A 16,231-nucleotide genomic window follows, 5' to 3' on the forward strand; every position below is an offset into this window, starting at 1 on the left:
GATGCGCTTCCGGAACCCGGTCGGCCGAGCCTTCGCCGTGGATGCCCCGCCCTCAGCCCCCCGCAACTCCGACCGGGCCACAACGCCTCCGTCCGATCGGACCCTGCTGCCCGCCGTGGGCTTCAGCGCACTGGCCCAGGTGGCACCACTGCTCACCAACCTGGTGCTCACGCCCTACCTCATCCGCCATCTGGGCCTCGACCGCTTCGGTGTCTGGTCGCTGGTGCTGGTCTTCCTCGCCACTCTCACCGTGCTGGATGGTGGCGTCGGTGCGTCACTGGCCCGCTTCCACGCCTACCACGCCGCGCGCGGCGACCGGGAGGGCACCGGACGGCTCGTGAGCGGCGCGCTCGTCCTCTTCGTCGCACTGGGCGCAGCGGTCACCGGCCTGTGTCTGCTGGTCACGCCCGCGATCACCGCCGCCGCGGGCGTACCGCCCCGGCTGCAGGGCGAGGCCGGACAGCTGCTGCTCGCCCTCGGAGCCCTACTCACCCTCGCCCTGGCCTCGAACTCGTCCGTCGCGCTTCTGCAGGCCAACGGCCGCTTCCGCGCTCTGGCGGGGGTCAGCGGCGGATCCTGTCTGGTGTACGGGGCCGCCGTGATCGCACTGATCGACCGCGGAGCGGACCTGCCGCTGCTCGCGGTGCTGGCGGCCGGGAGGTATCTGCTCGTGACGGTTGGCGGCCTGTGCGCGGGCGCGCGGCACATCCGCATCCGGCGGCCGCTGCTCCCTCCACGCAGTGAGCGCCGCGACTTCTGGAGCTATGCCGTACGCATGCAACTGTCCGGCTTCACGGTCTTCCTCAACGGCGAGATCGACGCCCTGGTGGTCGCCGTGCTGCTGCCGGTGCGTTACGTCGGCATCTACGCCGCCGGCTACCAGGTCGCGAACGCCCTGCGCAGCCTGCCGCTGTACGCCTTTCCGCCGATGCTCACCCGCATGACGCACGTCTATGCCGCGCGCGGACTTCCGGGTGCCGTGCGGGAGTTCCACCTGCTGCAGCCCCGCTGGTTGCCCGCCGTCCTCACCTACGGGGTGGTGACGACGGCCGCGGTGGGTCTCACGGTCCAGGTCTGGCTCGGCCCCGGGCTGGGCCTCAGTGGAGCCGTCGCCGCCATCCTGATGGCGGGGTACTCGGTACAGGTGGCGTTCACCGGCACGCGGACCTGTTTCGTGCGGGCGATCGGCCGGCCCGGGTACGAGACCCGCTACTCCTGGTGCTCGACGGTGGTCAACCTCGTCCTCACCGTTCCGCTGGCCCTGCTGTTCGGCGTCGTCGGTGTGGTCCTGGCCACCTCCGTCGGCCTCATGGCCGGCTCCACGTACTTCGTGGTCCTGTGCCGGCGGCTGGCGGGCCTGCGCGAGCGGCGGCTGCCGAGGCGCTGGCTGCTCGCGACCGCGGCAGCCGCGAGCGTGGCCGTCCTGGGAAACCTGCTGGTCCTGCGGGTGGGGTGGCATGGGGCGCTGCCGTTGCTGCTGGCGGTCCTGCCCGTGCTCGTCGGCCTGGCCACCGCCGCGGCCCTGCTCCTGCCGCACCTCGCGGCCACCGCTACGCGAAGGACTGTCCGTGACGAAGAGGCGTGAGAAGGAGGAGGCTCCATGGACTCCGTCAGCACACCGGCTTCCCGTGCCAGGCGCATTCTCATCGTGGCCCAGCTGGACGGCTACGCCAACAGCGTCAAACCTCTGGCCATCGAGCGCTTCCTGCGGGAACGCGGCCATGACGTGCGCCTGGTGGACACCAGCTGTCTGGCCAGGGCCTCCAGCGAGCCGGGGTCTCTGGGCCGGCTGCTGCCGGGCTCCGCGCGGCCCGCACGGCTCACGCTCTACGTGAACGACGTCGCCTCCAAGGTCCTCACCCGCCGGTGGACCTTCGGGCGACGTCATGTGTCGTACTACGTGTTGCTGGCCGATCACCGTCTCAGGCGCCGCATCCTCGCGGACGAACTGGACCTCGACGAGTACGACCTCGTCATCTGCGAGACGCCCTACGACGCCGGGGTCCTGACGACCGGTACCTCGGCACGGACCTTCTACGACTGCCCCAACCCCTGGGCCGACGAGGTGTTCCACGAACACCGGCTCACGGACCGTCAGCATCGGAGGTTCCGCCGCTGGGAGACGCGCTTCCTGGAGGAGATGGACCACCTGTCGTTCTCCTGGGAGTCCTACGGACGGTACGCCAGGGAGCACTACGGGCTGAGCGGACGCAACTACGTCCAGCTCAACTGGGGATGCACCCCGTCGGCGGAGCGGGCCAGGTTCGCCGATCCGCCGCGTGTGGCCTATCTCGGTTCGCTCAGCTCGCAGTTCATCGACCTCGGGCTGCTGGCCAGGCTCAGTCGGCGATACCCGCACGTCGATGTCTACGGAGGACCGCCGCCCGATCCGGCGCTGGGACTCAACTATCGTGGCTACGCCTCGTCCGAAGTCCTGCGGCAGTACCAGTTCGGACTCATCACCTGCACCCGTGATCTGCTCCGCCGGGAAGGCTTCTCGGCCAAGCACCTGCATTACCTGGCGTACGGTCTTCCCGTTCTCGTGCCCCACTGGCGGCGCCACCTCGACCTGCTGCGCGGATCTGTGCCCTACACCGAGGAGTCGTTCGCGTCGATCATTGACCACCTCAGCGACGGGGCGCGGTGGGAACGGGCCGCCGACGAGGCGCACGAGCAGGCACGACGGCTGGACTGGAACCGGACCCTCCAGCCGCTGGAGATGCTGCTCGAGGAACGGCCGTAGGCACGAGTACGGCGGCGACGAGCGCGAAGGTCAACGAGTTGCTGATGCCGAACGACCAGGGGCGCTCCAGAACCGAGGCGAGCAGCACCGGCAGCAGCACGCTCGCGGCGGCCGGGAAGCCCCGGACACCGCCTTTGACCAGTATGTGCATCAGGAGCAGCAGGAAGAGGGCGAGGCCGATGATCCCGCCCCCGTACAGCACGTCGATCCACTGGTTGTGAAGGGACGGCGAGACGGCGGCGGGAATCTCACCGATCTGATATTTGGCGGACCACGCCTTGCCACCGAATCCGACGAGCGGTGACGCGCTCAGTTCGTCCCTGGCCATGTCCCAGATGGCGGCGCGGTCCGCGAGACGCTCGGCGTTCGCGTGGTGGAACGGTGTGGCGAGGCCGATGACGCCTGCCGCAATCAGGACCGGCACGGTCAGCAGGACGCGCCCGGGCGAGCTGCGTGCCCTGTCCACGGCCGCCTCGTCGGGGAGTTTCGGGCGGAGCAGCATCAACAAGGCCACGGTCGCGACAGCGGTGACATCGGCCAGCACACTGCCGGTGGCGACGGCCAGGAAGGCCACGTAGAACACGAGAACGATTCGTATGCGTCCGCGCAGCCCCAACCAGAGGAAGGGAAGGCCGAGGACCAGCAGCAGGGCGAAGATGTTCTCGTTGGTGAAGACGCCCGCGTAGTGGACCCCCAGCATGCCGCACGGGTTGTCGGTGCGGCACTCCCGCAGGACGGTGGTCGGCTCGACGAGCGCCTCGATCCCACCCAGGACAGTGAACAACAGGACGACGCCCGCCGCGCCCAGGAACGCCGAACGGCCCGGGCGGGCGACGGCCGCGGCGAGCAATGCCGCCAGCAGGACGAGCTGTCGCGGTACGAGGAGCTGCTGTCCGTGCAGACCGTCGGAGAGGGCGAACAGCACGGCTATCGCGGCGGCGAGGAGCGGCAGGGCGTTGATCCGTGCCCGGGCGATCAGCAGCCGGTACAGAAGGAAGAGGACGCAGCCCGCGAGCAGGACGCCGTTGGTGACTGTTCCGATCTGGTTCACCCACTGTGGGAACCCGATCTCTACTTCGCGCAACGCGTCGATCCGCACCCGACTGCCCGTATGGAGCACGTACGCGGTCGTCGGCACATTGGCCAGCACACCGATCAGGAAGACCATGGTCGAGGTGAGGTTCCAGTCCCTGAAGGTGCGGGCGCGCCGCAGCGCCAACGTCGCGGGGACCAGCGACAGCAGGGCCATGATGCCGATGATCAGCGTCATGCGGTTCGGATCCTGCGTCATCCGGTACTCACCCCGCCTGTTCGTGCTGCCGGCCGGGTGCGGCGGCCCTGGCCTTTACCGGCGAGGACGCGGGCCCGTCGACCGGCAGGACGCCGTCCGGGGGCTCCGAGTCCCGGGGCTGCTTCCAGTGCGCGAGCCCTTTGGGGCGCGTCCCGGTGAGGACGGCACCGAGCACTCGCGCGCGGACCGCCGAGAGGGTGTCCAGGGCGCGGAGCGCGTCCTCGCGGTGGGTCTTGGCGGTCCGGGCCACGAACAGCACGCCCTCCGCGGCGGCGGCGAGCGTTGCACCGTCGGCGAACGACAGCAGTGGCGGACTGTCCACGACCACGAGATCCGCGTCGGCCTCCAGGGCGCGCATCAGCTGCACCATGTCCGGTCCGGACAGGAGTGTGTTCGGATCCGCCGGGACGGGACCGCTCGGCAGCACGCGTATCCGCCCGTCCTCCCAGCTCTCCAGGGCGGTGTAGAGCGGTGTACCGCCCCTGAGGACACCGGTGAGTCCGGGGGTGCCGCGTAGGCCCAGTTCCGCCGTCAGGCGCGGCCGGCGCAGATCGGCCTCCAGGAGAATCACCCGCCTGCCGGTGCGGGCGACGGCGGTTGCCAGATCGACCGCGGTACGGGTTCTGCCCTCGGCGCGCAGAGCACTGGTGATCAGCAACGAGCCGGGGATGCCGTCACCGGCGGCGAACCCGAGACGGGTGCGCAGCTGACTCAGCGCCTCCTCCCGCCGCGAGGTGCCGGCCCGCGGCCCGTTGGGCGGGTGGCGCCGGACGGGCGGGGGAACGACACCCAGCGTGGTCAGGCCCAGGTGGGCGCCGATGTCGTCCGACGAGCGAAGGGTGGTGTCCAGGGAGTGCCGCAGGAGCGCGCCTCCGACACCCAGGACGACTCCGGCGAACAGGCCGATGGCCGTGTTCACCGCCGGGCGTGGGCTGGTCGGCGTTGACGGCGGCTGGGATCCTCCGACCACGTCGGCCTTGACGAGCGGTGACGCCGCGGTCGGTGAGCCTTCGACGGTCGAGATGTACGTCGTGAACTGACGCGCGGTCTCGTCAGCAATCGCCTGGGCCCGGGTGGCCGACCCATCGGTCACCCGGATGTCGACCAGCGTGGTGTCGAGCGGTGCATGGGCGCTGATCTTCTCCGAGAGGTGTCCGGGCGTCGTATGCAGGCCGAGACGGGAGATGACCCCGTCGAGGACCGCCGGGGTGGTCACGATGTGTGTGTAGGACTTGACCCGCTGCTGCGTGAACAGACTTCCCTGATAGGCGTCGGCGCTGGCCTCGTCGCGGGTGCTGACGAACAGCTGGGCCGTCGCCGTGTAGGTGCGCGGCATCAGGGCGGTCGCGGCTGCGGCCCCTGCCAGTCCGAGCAGTACGCACACGACGACGAACTGCCACCGGCGGCGCACCGCGGTCATCAGGTCGTGGAAATCCATGGGGCTTCCCTTCGTCCGGGCTGGTCCGGGTGCTCTTGACGTCATCCGACCGAGGGCGCAATATGAATTTACGTTGTAAACGTACGGTATCAGCATACAGGTGGACATGGAATATGGCTCATCATCTGGATCGCTGTGTGGTCACGCCCTACGGCCGGGGAGCCGGAAGCTCCCGGGTCCGCGTGTTCGGGTGGCTGGACCGCATCGGCGCGGAGTTCACCGTGGGCAGCTATCTGTCGCTGTCCGACGCCTCCGCCGGCCGACTCGTGCGTCACCCGGTGTCCCTGGCCCGCGCGGAACTGAGACTGGGCGCCATCGCCGGTGCCCGCCCCGGACGGCTGCTGCTGCACCGGGAGGCCTCCCCGCTCAGCCGCGGCTGGTGGGAGCGGCGGCTGCTGCGGAGTGCAGAATTCGCCGTGTACGACTTCGACGACGCTCTGCAGTGGGACCTGGGCGAGGGTGGTCTCGTCCGCAGACTGGCGCCCAAGGCGGGCAAGGTGCACGTGGCCGTGCGCCACGCGGACCGGGTCATCGCGGGCAACGCTGTACTGGCGGACTGGGCCTCTCAGTACCATCACGACGTCGTGGTGATCCCGAGCTGCGTGGCCCTGGAGGACTACGAGCCCAAGACCTCGTACGCGCTGTGCGACCCGCCACGGCTCGGCTGGATCGGCTCGCCGCACAACGAGGCGTACCTCCGGCTGATCGGCACGGCGCTCACGGAGGTGCACCGGCGCACCGGCGCGCGGCTGACGCTCGTCGGCACCACCACCCCGTCCCTCGGCGGCCTGGAGTCGTTCATCGACCGGGTCGCCTGGAGCCCCGAGACCCAGCGGACGGCACTGGCCACCATGGACATCGGACTGATGCCGCTGCCGGTGACCGCCTACAGCCTCGGCAAGTGCGGTTACAAACTCCTCCAGTACGCCGCCGCCGGGCTGCCCGCCGTGGCAGAACCGCTGGGCGTCAACGCCGACCTGCTGTCCCAGTTCGGCATGCCGGCGGTGCGCACCCAGGACGAGTGGACGAGTGCGATCCTCGGCCTGATCGAGGACGCTGCCGCCACCCGGGAGCGGCTCGGACGCGCTGCCCGGGAGATCACTGCCCGGCGGTACTCGTACGACGCGTGGCTGTCCCGGTGGACGGGGGCCCTGGAACTGGGACCGGTGTCCCGATGACTACGGCACCGCGGACCGTCCCGGCCGCCGACGTCGTGGTCGTGAACTGGAACGCCGGTCGGCACCTGGGGGAGTGCCTGCGCTCCATCGTCCGGGCCGATCGGTCGCAGCTTCGGGTGGCGCGCATCGTCGTCGTGGACAACGCCTCCACCGACTCCTCCCTCCACGGGCTGGACACGGCCGACATCCCGCTCGAGGTGGTGTGCAACTCCCGCAACCGCGGCTTCGCCGCCGCCTGCAACCAGGGCGCCGCGTGCGGCGACAGCGACCTGCTGCTCTTCCTCAACCCGGACACGGAGCTCTACCCCGACACCCTGGAGGCCCTCGGCCCGTTCCTGCTGACACCCCCTGCGGAGAACATCGGGATCTTCGGAGGGCTCATGCTCGACGAGTACGGGAATCGGCAGGTCTCGTGCTCGAGATTTCCCACCCTGCGTGTCTATCTCGGCAAGATGACCGGGCTCGACCGCGTAGCGCCCGCCTTCTTCCCCTCACATCACATCCGGCCACAGGACTTGACCGGGTCGGGCCCCGTGGACCAGGTCATCGGAGCGTTCTTCCTGGTACGCCGACAACTGTTCACCGAGTTGGACGGCTTCGATGAGCGCTACTTCCTGTATCTCGAAGACGTCGACTTCGCCCTGCGTGCGCGCCGCGCCGGTTGGCTCTCCTATTACATGGAGCAGGTACGGGTCCGTCACGCCGGACAGGTGAGTTCCTCGCAATTGGGGCCCTGGCGGCACTACCTGCTGCTGCGCAGCCGCAGCACGTATGCCTTCCGCCACTGGACGAGGCCTCGGGCGTGGACGCTGATGGCACTGACCCTGTTCCTGGAACCGGCCGTGCGGCTGGCGGCGGCGGCGCTGCGGGGGCGGTGGGTGGAACTGCGGGCCACGGTGCCCGTCTACTGGCAGTTCCTGCGCTGGCTATGCGGCAGCCCCCAGCAGTGTCAGTACGACTAGCGATCAACACGGCTGGCGGAGCGCGCTCGTCGCCTGGCGTGTCTCGCGGCGTCCAGCAGGACCGGCGGAGTCATGCGCTCCACCGCCCTGCGGGTGCGGCCCCCGCGTTCTCCGGGTCGCCTCTGGTACAGGGTGCTGTGCGCAGAACTGCGTTCTTCTGCCGGGCGGCCGTTCGTGTAGTAGTAGAGCGCGAGCGAGCGCCGGGTCCGGTCGGGCGGACATGTCAGCGGTTCCGGATGCCCGTGATAGGCGAAATCCGTGGTCGCGAAGACAACAAAGCGGTTGAACGCGGGAAGAAGGTTCTTGACTGCGTGTGTCATGTTCCGATCCCACAACTCCAGTGCTCCGCCGTAGGACTCCTCCCAGTCCCGGTTCAGATAGAGAATGGCGTTCAGGCGGCGATCAAGGCGCAGTCTTTTGTGCCAGTTGAAGTCCGCGTGTACTTTCAGGAACCCGCCGTGCTCGATCTGATGGAGGCCGCCGCCTTCGAAGTACGGGTCTGGGACGAGGCCGTCGATGTCAGTCAGCTCTTCGAGGAAGCGGAGGAACGCCGAGGAGTTGAACTGCGCCATCAGATGCCGGGTGAACTCCCCGAAGAGTTCGTCCCCTTCGCTCGCCAGCTTCTTCGACGTCGCCCTGTCGAACTGGTTCCAGGGGACCTCGCCAGGATCGGGGAACTCTGCCACCACGCGGTCCAGAACCCCTTCGGGCAGGAAGTCGTCCAGAACGACGTGTGGAAACGGCTCGGCGGTACGGAACCGCTCACGATGCGAGGCGGCGAGGGCTGACAAGGAGTCGCTCGAGAAATAGTACGGCTCGAACATTGCTCATCCTCACGGTCAGCAGGAAGATCACCGTCCTTTCGAACCTACGTCGCGCGCTGCTGACCCGCCACCGGGGCCGCGGTGCCGGAGTGCGTTCGACATTGCCCTCACGATCGGCGGCATATTGTGTTTACAATGTAAATATACGGTATCTGCAAGCCTCTGGATCGAGGAGGGCACCGCATGGACACCACTGACCGCGTCCCCCGGCAGGCACTGCCCCCAGTGGACATCGTGCGGGTGGCGCTGGGGCGGCGGGCCCTGGACATCGTCGTCGCCTCGACCATGCTGCTTCTGCTGGCTCCGCTGCTCGGGCTCCTCGTACTACTGGTGAGGGCGACGAGTGGCCCGCCGGTGATTTTCCGGCAGCGACGGATACGGGCAGGCGGGGGCGAGTTCACGCTCTACAAGTTCCGCACCATGCGGGAGAGCAGCGCGGGTCCCGGCGTCACCGGCGGCTCGGACTCGCGGGTGACGGGCACGGGACGGCTGCTGCGCCGCCTGAGCCTGGACGAACTGCCCCAGCTGTGGAACGTGTTGCGCGGGGACATGACGCTGGTCGGCCCGCGTCCCGAGGTCCCCGACCTCGCCCGGCGCTACCCCCCGGAGTACCGATGGGTGTTCCGGCACTGCCCAGGGCTGACCGGGCCCTGCCAGCTCCGCTCGCACGCGTACACCGCACAGCTTGATGGGCGCCCGGATCCCGAGGGGTATTACCTGACGGTGCTCGTACCCGAACGAATGGCGCTGGACGCGCAGTTCCTGAGCCACGCCACAGTGGGGAACGTCGTACGGTTCGTGGCCCGAACCATTCTGTACGTGCTGACCGCCCCGTGGGACCGAGGCGGTCAGCAGGATCGAGAGGGTGAGGCCTGATGCGAGCCCTGGTGACCGGCGCGGCCGGATTCGTCGGCTCGCACCTGTGCGAGCATCTGGTGTCGTGCGGGGACGAGGTCATCGGCATCGACGCGATGACGGACTTCTACGAGCCCGCGCGCAAGCGGCACAACCTCGACCGGCTGCTGGGGCATGACCGCTTCACCTTCCGGCAGGGCGACCTTCTGGACCTCCGCCTGGAGCCGCTGTTCGCGGACTCCGACGCCGTCTACCACCTTGCCGGCCAGCCCGGCGTCCGTGGCTCCTGGGGCGGGGAGTTCGCCGTCTACCTCGAACGCAACGTCCTCGTCACCCAGCGCGTACTGGAGACGGCGCGGGACACGGGGCTGCGCCGATTGGTCTTCGCGTCCAGCTCGTCGGTCTACGGGGACGCGGAGACGTACCCGACGCCGGAGACCCTCCGCCCGCAGCCGGTCTCCCCGTACGGCGTCACGAAGCTCGCCGCGGAGCAGCTGTGCGAGACCTACCGCACCGTATTCGGCGTCCCGACGGCCTCCCTGAGGCTCTTCAGTGTCTACGGCCCTCGGCAGCGGCCCGACATGGCGTTCTCCCGGTTGGTGGCGGCCGCCTGCACGCATCGCCCCTTCCCGCTTTACGGGGACGGTGGCCAAAGCCGTGACTTCACGTATGTCGGGGACGTGGTGACAGCCATGCGGGAGACCGCGCTCTCCCCATGGAACGGTGTCGCCAACCTCGGCGGCGGCTGCGAGGTGACGATGAACCAGGTCATCGCGCTGCTCGGGGAGTTGACCGCATCGGTGAACGTGGTGTCGGGGCCCGCTCGTCCCGGAGACGCCCGGCGCACGGCGGCCGACATCGCCGTGGCACGGGACGCCTTCGGCTACCGGCCCGTCACAGACATCCGTACCGGGCTCGCCGCGATGGTCGCCGCCGAACGCGCATCACACCGAGACGAGTCGGCGGGCCCGTCCTTCGCTCCGGCCCTCCGCGGGCGCCGAGATCTGCACGGAAGCGAGACGAGATGATGCTACGGAAGGAGCTCATCGAGGAGAGCGTGGGCTGGGACACGGTGAACTGGTCCAGGGCGCTCGCCTTTTGGGAACGGCGCACGAGCCTGTGCCCGACCGGACTGCGGGCTCTGGAGGTGGGCGCCGGCGGCACGCACGGAAACCTCACACTGTGGCTCGCCGCGAAGGGTTTCCGCGTTGTGCTCGGGCGTGGAGGAGCCGTCGGACGCGCTTCGCCACTGTCACGCCGCCTACGGGGTCGGGCAGGCTGTTGAGTACAGGCGATCGACGTGCTGGACCTCCCGCACACCGCGAGCTTCGATGTGGTCGCCTTCAAGTCGCTGCTCGGATTCTTCGGCATCGGTGACGAGGACGCGGTGACGCGGCAGCGCACCGCGGTGCGGAACATGTGGGGGGCTCTGCGGGCCGGCGGCGAACTGTGGTTCGCCCAAGGAGTGCGAGGCAGCCGGGTACGCGAGGCACTTTGCAATCACTTCGGCTGGGGGCAGAGAGGCTGGGACTACCCTTCGCTGGGGGAGATCGGCACTCTGCTGTCTCCTTTCGAGGGCTACGACTTCCGACGCTCGGGGTTCTCGGTCTGCTGGGGCGCTCGGAGAGGCAGCGTCGCGCCCTGGGGGGTGGTGGACCGGATCGTCTGCGAGCGCCTCGCACCCGAAACCGCGCTACATCGTCGCCGGTGTCGCACGCAAAGGACCCTGCTCCACAACCAGCGTCACGGGCACGGGACGGCGCCGCCTGTCCGGTCAGTCGGACACCTGCGCCCCGCGGTAGTAGCCGATGATCTCCGCGGCCGTCATCTCCCGCTCCCGTTTGCGCCCCAGGAAGTAGACGGCCGACGCGTCGTCCTCCGCGAAGGTCGGTGGGACCAGGTGGTCGAGGGCGCGCAGCCAGAACATGAGGCCCCGCAGCGCACGGCCCGCGAGAGGAGAGCGGGTCAGGCCCCGAATCGCATGGTCGACGCTCCACAGGAGTTGGGTGCCGGGGCCGGCGACGGAGCCTGCGGCAAGTTCCTCGAACCGGCGGAAGAGATATCGATGGCCGCTCGCGGTGAAACGCGTGAAGTCGTGGGCACCGGCGTGCACTTGTTGCAGGAACGGTGTCTCCGCGTAGACGAGACCGCCGTCCGTGAGCACCCGGTGGATCTCGGCGACGACCAGGCCCGGATCGAGTACATGCTCCAGTACGGCCTGCACCAGTACCGCGTCGACGCTCGCCGCGGGCAGCGGAATCCCATGGGCATCGGCGATGAACTGGGTCAGCGGGCTGCCGATGATGTCGAAGCCGATCACCTGGACCCGCGGATCGCGGTAGACCGCGTCCACGCCGTTGCCGACGGTGGCCCCGCCGACGACAAGCAGTCTCGGCGAGGGGCCGGGAAGACCGCGCAGCAGCAGGTCGATGTTGCGGGCGGCGACGCGGTTGGGAGGCTTGACGATGCGGCGCAGGGGAGCGGGAAGTCCCTCGGCACCCGTGGCGGTCGGCAGCTCCGCCGCGTCACGGCGACCGGCCCGTGCCAACACCGCCGCCCGGTCCACGACACTGCGCTCGAAGTCGACGAGCACCGGCCATGGCCCGGCCCAGGGGAAGGCCGCCGGGGCATGGCACGGGCAGGCCGGAGCGGTGCAACGGAAGCCGCCGGGCTCGGACACCACGTCCGACCGGCAGCGCGGGCACACCAGCAGCTGTTCGACGGCTGTCAGCTCGGCGAGGGGCATACGGGATCCCTTCGACTCGACGCGCCTCGTACACCCCATCTTGTGGCGGATTGCCTAGAATCGCTCGAAGAGTACAGTGTATATATACGCTTGAAACCCCGGCGGTGATCGATGACGCGGAGCGGGACACCTGTCGCTTACTCGCGGCCGTCGGACGCAACGGCCGCCGACTGGCCCACGCCACCCCCGAAGGTGGCGCCGACGGCGCTGCTGCCGTCGCCGCCGGCGCTGCCCCGCATCAAGGTCCTGCACGTCATCACGCGGTTCCACGCGGGAGCTGGTGGTAACACGCTGCTGTCGGCCGTGGGCATGGACCCCAACCGGTACGAGGTCTGGATCACCGGAGTGCCGGGCGGCGAACTGTGGGAGCGGGCCAGGGCCGCCGGGGTACGCACGGTCGAGATACCGGGATACCGGCACACCCTGACCCCCGCGGATCTGCTGGTTCTGTGGCGGCTGGTGCGGCTCCTCCGGCGGGAGCGGTTCACCGTAGTGCACACCCACTCGGCCAAGGGGGGATTCCTCGGCCGGATCGCCGCGCGGCTGTGCCGCACACCCGTGGTGGTGCACACTTTCCACGGCTTCAGCTTCCATCCGTACCAGTCCCGGCCCAGGCGCACGGCCTACCGCTGTCTGGAGCGGGCGACGCGCCGCTTCACCCATCGGTTCCTCGCCGTCGCGCCGCGCGTGGCCGAGCAGGCCGTCGAGGAGCGACTGGCCCCGCCGGGTCGCGTACAGGTGGTGCCGTCCGCGGTGGACCTGCGGCACATCCCCGAGCGGTTCCAGCCCGTCGCCCGACATGTGCTCGGCGTGCCCCGCAGTACGACTCTCGTCGGCACGGTCGGCCGGATCGACGCACAGAAGGCCCCGCTGGACTTCGTCCGGATGGCCGCCGCAGTACATGCCGAGCACCCGAACACAGCGTTCATCATGGTCGGTGACGGGCCGCTGGCGGAGGAGGTCCAACGGCTCGCCGCTGAGCTCGGTGTGCGCATGCGGATCACTGGTTACCGGCCGGACGCCACCTGGCTGGTCGCTGCGATGGACATCTTCGTGATCACGTCGCTTTACGAAGGCCTCGGCCGTGCACTCACCGAGGCCCTTGCCACCGGCCGCCCGGTTGTCGCGACGGCTGTCAATGGTGTGCCCGATCTGGTGGAGCACGGTGCTACCGGGCTGCTCGCGAGGCCTACCGACCCGGAGGGGCTGGCCCGCGCGGTCGGCTGGCTGCTGGACCACCCGCGTGAGGCTTGCGCCATGGGGGAGCAGGGGCGCGAGCGTGTGCGGGAGGCCTTTGCGCCGGAGGTGATGTGCGCTGCGATCGACAACTGTTACTGCGGGCTGCTGGGGCTTCCGGTGCCGCAGCCGGGTCCAGGATGGCGGTGATCAACTGCTTGCCCCGGACGGCGCCAGCGATGCCGATCGCGTGCATCAGGCACTCGACCTTGCAGCGGGCCACTCGGTGGCCCTGGCGGTTGAGCTCCTGCTAGAGCGTGTTGTCAGCGCCGTGTGCGGTGCTGTCGTTGTGCTTGGCTACTGGTCGGCGTTCAAGGAAGCAGTGTTCGGAGGAGTTGGAGGTAGCGGTCGGTCAGGGCGGGCCAGGCATAGTGTTCGACGGCGCGCTGTCGGCCGGCTGTGCCCATGCGGTTGGCGAGGTCGCCGTCCTGGAGCAGGCGTCGGCAGGCGGCGGCCAGCGCTGCGGGGTCGTCCGGTGGGACGAGCAGCCCGTTGATGCCGGGGGTGACAATGTAGGGGATACCTCCCACGTCGGAACCTACGATGGGTGTGCCGCAGGCCATCGCTTCGATCAGCGCAAGCGGGTGGCATTCTGCCTCTGTTCGTGAGGCTAGTGCGATCATCGCGGCGCTTTGCACTGCGGCGACGAGGGCATCCCCGGTGAGTGCGCCGGTGAATTCCACGCGGTCGGTGATGCCGAGTTGCTTGGCGAGTGCGATGTGGTCGGGGAGGGCGTCCCCGTCGCCCACCAAGCGCAGTCGTGCGTCGGGCAGGTCGGACAGGACCGCGAACGCGCGCAGCAGGACGTCGATGCCTTTCCATGACGACCCGCGTTCCATGCGTCCGACGTAGAGGATGGTGCGTGGCCGTGTCGAAGCGGGCGGGCCCGGGGTGAATTGTTCGACATCGACACCGGGCGTGATCTGGATGGCGCCCGGACGGCCGGAGGCCAATGAAACCGGTGACACGGCGACGAGCGCACGGGCGCGCGCGAACACGCGGGGCAGGATGTGCCGCTCGTACCAGCCGAGCAGCGTGTCGCGGAACCTGTGGCCTTTGATCATGGATCCGGAGTGGTAGGTCATGACGGTCGGGCGCCGCCCGGACGAGAAGACCGCCAGATCCCCCAGCCCGGGCAGCGGGCCGTGGGCGTTGACAATGTCGACCTTGAGCCGACGCAGCCAGCGGCGCACCTGCAGAGGCCACAGCGGACTGACCGGCGCGTTGACCAACCGGTGTGACCATGTCCCCAGACGGATGACCGGCACGTCACCCTCGACCCGGACCGAGGTACGCCACCCGGTCGTGTTCGCGGTGATGACGACGGCACGCAGTGCAGGGTCGTCGGCGACTGCGCGGGCGATACGGGCGGCATAGTTCTCGACGCCACCGATGTGCGGCGGGTAGTAGGGCGCGACGACGGCAACAGTGCGCAGCGGGCTGCGGCTGTGTTCTGCGGCACGATCGAACACCTTGACTGTGTGGTCGGGCTGGCGCTCCGAGGCGATCTTCATCGTGTCATGACCTTTCCAAGAGGGTCGCTGTCGAGGAACTCCTCGTTGCCGCCGTGCGGCCCACGGTGTTGCCCTTATCTGCTCCGGTGCGCCGTGCTGCTTGCCGAGCAGCCTGCCGAGGGCGGGGCCGAGCGTGTTGTCAGCGCCGTGGGCGGCGCTGTCGTTGTGCTTGGCGGGGCGGGTGCCGTACAGGGGAGTGTTCGGAGGAGTTGGAGGTAGCGGTCGGTCAGGGCGGGCCAGGCATAGTGTTCGACGGCGCGCTGTCGGCCGGCTGTGCCCATGCGGTTGGCGAGGTCGCCGTCCTGGAGCAGCCGTCGGCAGGCGGCGGCCAGCGCGTCTGCGTCGCCCGGGGGGACCAGCACCCCTGTAACGCCAGGGGCGATAACCTCCGGGATACCTCCCACGTCGGACCCCACCACGGGTGTGCCGCAGGCCATCGCTTCGGCCAGTACCATGCCGAAGGACTCCGCCTCCGTCAGTGATGGCAGCACCAGCATGGTGGCGCTTTGCACTGCGGCGACGAGGGCATCCCCGGTGAGTGCGCCGGTGAATTCCACGCGGTCGGTGATGCCGAGTTGCTTGGCGAGTGCGATGTGGTCGGGGAGGGCGTCCCCGTCGCCCACCAAGCGCAGTCGTGCGTCGGGCAGGTCGGACAGGACCGCGAACGCGCGCAGCAGGACGTCGATGCCTTTCCATGACGACCCGCGTTCCATGCGTCCGACGTAGAGGATGGTGCGTGGCCGTGTCGAAGCGGGCGGGCCCGGGGTGAATTGTTCGACATCGACACCGGGCGTGATCTGGATGGCGCCCGGACGGCCGGAGGCCAATGAAACCGGTGACACGGCGACGAGCGCACGGGCGCGCGCGAACACGCGGGGCAGGATGTGCCGCTCGTACCAGCCGAGCAGCGTGTCGCGGAACCTGTGGCCTTTGATCATGGATCCGGAGTGGTAGGTCATGACGGTCGGGCGCCGCCCGGACGAGAAGACCGCCAGATCCCCCAGCCCGGGCACCGGGCCGTGGGCGTTGACAATGTCGACCTTGAGCCGACGCAGCCAGCGGCGCACCTGCAGAGGCCACAGCGGACTGACCGGCGCGTTGACCAACCGGTGTGACCATGTCCCCAGCCGGATGACCGGCACGTCACCCTCGACCCGGACCGAGGTACGCCACCCGGTCGTGTTCGCGGTGATGACGACGGCACGCAGTGCAGGGTCGTCGGCGACTGCGCGGGCGATACGGGCGGCATAGTTCTCGACGCCACCGATGTGCGGCGGGTAGTTGGGCGCGACGACGGCAACAGTGCGCAGCGGGCTGCGGCTGTGTTCTGCGGCACGATCGAACACCTTGACTGTGTGGTCGGGCTGGCGCTCCGAGGCGATCTTCATCGTGTCATGACCTTTCCAAGAGGGTCGGTGTCGAGGAACTCCTCGTTGCCGCCGTG

The 16,231-nt window shown here is 69.2% G+C and carries 13 protein-coding genes; 7 read left to right on the forward strand and 6 right to left on the reverse strand.

Annotation, left to right across the window (positions count from 1 at the left end; all coding sequences use genetic code 11):
- The first annotated feature begins 1 nt into the window (after position 1).
- Complete coding sequence (locus QFZ76_RS42220) at positions 2 to 1,585, forward strand: lipopolysaccharide biosynthesis protein (RefSeq protein WP_307678618.1); 1,584 nt, start codon at positions 2 to 4, stop codon at positions 1,583 to 1,585.
- Positions 1,586 to 1,600: 15 nt separating this feature from the next.
- On the forward strand, positions 1,601 to 2,743 hold the full coding sequence (locus QFZ76_RS42225; RefSeq protein WP_307678619.1) for a hypothetical protein: 1,143 nt from the start codon (positions 1,601 to 1,603) through the stop codon (positions 2,741 to 2,743).
- Here the strand turns inward: QFZ76_RS42225 and QFZ76_RS42230 are convergent.
- A complete protein-coding gene (locus tag QFZ76_RS42230; protein ID WP_307678620.1) occupies positions 2,628 to 4,034 on the reverse strand; it encodes an O-antigen ligase family protein in 1,407 nt (468 codons plus the stop codon). The genes QFZ76_RS42225 and QFZ76_RS42230 overlap by 116 nt on opposite strands.
- 7 nt (positions 4,035 to 4,041) lie before the next feature.
- Positions 4,042 to 5,472 (reverse strand): polysaccharide biosynthesis tyrosine autokinase, encoded by a 1,431-nt coding sequence (locus QFZ76_RS42235; RefSeq protein WP_307678621.1) that lies wholly within the window; start codon positions 5,470 to 5,472, stop codon positions 4,042 to 4,044.
- A gap of 113 nt (positions 5,473 to 5,585) precedes the next feature.
- Here QFZ76_RS42235 and QFZ76_RS42240 point away from each other — a divergent pair, with 113 nt between their 5' ends.
- A complete protein-coding gene (locus tag QFZ76_RS42240) occupies positions 5,586 to 6,650 on the forward strand; it encodes a glycosyltransferase (RefSeq protein ID WP_307678622.1) in 1,065 nt (354 codons plus the stop codon).
- A complete protein-coding gene (locus QFZ76_RS42245) occupies positions 6,647 to 7,612 on the forward strand; it encodes a glycosyltransferase family 2 protein (protein ID WP_307678623.1) in 966 nt (321 codons plus the stop codon). The genes QFZ76_RS42240 and QFZ76_RS42245 overlap by 4 nt, the downstream gene beginning before the upstream one ends.
- Here QFZ76_RS42245 and QFZ76_RS42250 read toward each other — a convergent pair.
- Positions 7,609 to 8,436, reverse strand: a complete 828-nt coding sequence (locus tag QFZ76_RS42250; protein WP_307678624.1) for a 2OG-Fe(II) oxygenase — start codon at positions 8,434 to 8,436, stop codon at positions 7,609 to 7,611. The genes QFZ76_RS42245 and QFZ76_RS42250 overlap by 4 nt on opposite strands.
- A gap of 183 nt (positions 8,437 to 8,619) precedes the next feature.
- Between QFZ76_RS42250 and QFZ76_RS42255 the strand changes: the two genes are divergently transcribed.
- Positions 8,620 to 9,312, forward strand: a complete 693-nt coding sequence (locus tag QFZ76_RS42255) for a sugar transferase (protein ID WP_307678625.1) — start codon at positions 8,620 to 8,622, stop codon at positions 9,310 to 9,312.
- A complete protein-coding gene (locus QFZ76_RS42260) occupies positions 9,312 to 10,319 on the forward strand; it encodes an NAD-dependent epimerase/dehydratase family protein (protein ID WP_307678626.1) in 1,008 nt (335 codons plus the stop codon). The genes QFZ76_RS42255 and QFZ76_RS42260 overlap by 1 nt, the downstream gene beginning before the upstream one ends.
- Positions 10,320 to 11,065: 746 nt before the next feature.
- Here QFZ76_RS42260 and QFZ76_RS42265 read toward each other — a convergent pair.
- Positions 11,066 to 12,037: a class I SAM-dependent methyltransferase gene (locus QFZ76_RS42265; protein WP_307678627.1), complete on the reverse strand. Its 972-nt coding sequence runs from the start codon at positions 12,035 to 12,037 to the stop codon at positions 11,066 to 11,068.
- Between the two features lie 192 nt (positions 12,038 to 12,229).
- On the opposite strand from QFZ76_RS42265, the gene QFZ76_RS42270 reads away from it, so the two are divergent.
- On the forward strand, positions 12,230 to 13,423 hold the full coding sequence (locus tag QFZ76_RS42270) for a glycosyltransferase (RefSeq protein ID WP_307678628.1): 1,194 nt from the start codon (positions 12,230 to 12,232) through the stop codon (positions 13,421 to 13,423).
- A gap of 161 nt (positions 13,424 to 13,584) precedes the next feature.
- Here the strand turns inward: QFZ76_RS42270 and QFZ76_RS42275 are convergent, their stop codons facing one another.
- Both QFZ76_RS42275 and QFZ76_RS42280 read right to left on the reverse strand, forming a co-directional pair.
- A complete protein-coding gene (locus QFZ76_RS42275; protein WP_307678629.1) occupies positions 13,585 to 14,787 on the reverse strand; it encodes a glycosyltransferase family 4 protein in 1,203 nt (400 codons plus the stop codon).
- A 74-nt stretch (positions 14,788 to 14,861) separates the two neighbouring features.
- Positions 14,862 to 16,175, reverse strand: a complete 1,314-nt coding sequence (locus QFZ76_RS42280) for a glycosyltransferase family 4 protein (protein WP_307678630.1) — start codon at positions 16,173 to 16,175, stop codon at positions 14,862 to 14,864.
- Between the last annotated feature and the right edge of the window lie 56 nt (positions 16,176 to 16,231).

Source organism: Streptomyces sp. V4I2 (assembly GCF_030817655.1).
GTDB classification, from domain to species: Bacteria; Actinomycetota; Actinomycetes; order Streptomycetales; family Streptomycetaceae; genus Streptomyces; species Streptomyces plumbiresistens.